Origin of the sequence: Dietzia sp. 111N12-1 (genome assembly GCF_001658045.1) — a bacterium.
GTDB lineage: Bacteria > Actinomycetota > Actinomycetes > Mycobacteriales > Mycobacteriaceae > Dietzia > Dietzia kunjamensis.
Map to the genome: position 1 here is coordinate 1 of NZ_LSSV01000110.1, position 669 is coordinate 669.

Below are 669 nucleotides of genomic sequence, written 5' to 3' on the forward strand. Positions count from 1 at the left end.
ATGTGGTTCCCCCCGAATCGTGGAGGGTTTCCTAGGCGGCTTCCGGTTCGGTCGCCGCGGCGGTCTCGTAGCTGATCGGGCTCACCATTCCGATCGTGCTGTGTCGTCGGTCGTGGTTGTAGAACCCGTAGCACCAGTCCAACACAGCGGCCCGGGCGGCGCGGGTGTTTTCGAAGGTGTGTTGCGACAAAACTTCCCATTCCAGCGAGCTGAAAAATGCTTCGGCGGCAGCATTGTCAAAGCACGATCCGACCCGCCCCATCGATTGGCGAATACCGAGGTCTTGGCATAGTTTCGTGAACGCGTGAGCGGTATAGGTGCTGCCCCGATTGGTGTGAAATATGGCTCGTTTCGACGGGTCCTCACGCCACCCAGACTGGTGGACCTCCTCGATACCGCCGCGGGTCGCCCCGGCCATGTTGATCGCCGCGCAGGCGAGTTCGGCGTCCGGGTGCAGACCGGTGGCAGCACCAAGCAATCTACGACTGTAGAGGTCGATCACAGTGGCCAGATATAGCTTCTCACCGGGCCGACCGTTGGCGTCGACGGTGGGGATCTCGGTCATGTCGCCGACCCACCGGGCGTTCGGCCTGTCGGCGGTGAAGTCCCGCTTGAGCAGGTCGGGGAACTTCGGGGCCGTCTTGTCCTGCCTGGTCAGACCGTTGCGGC

The 669-nt window shown here is 62.8% G+C and carries 1 protein-coding gene; it reads right to left on the reverse strand.

Going from position 1 to position 669, the window contains the following annotated elements; all coding sequences use genetic code 11:
• Nucleotides 1–31: 31 nt before the first annotated feature.
• Nucleotides 32–669 (reverse strand): IS3 family transposase (locus AYO52_RS17485; RefSeq protein WP_067720265.1); only part of this gene is annotated, 638 nt, incomplete at its 5' end.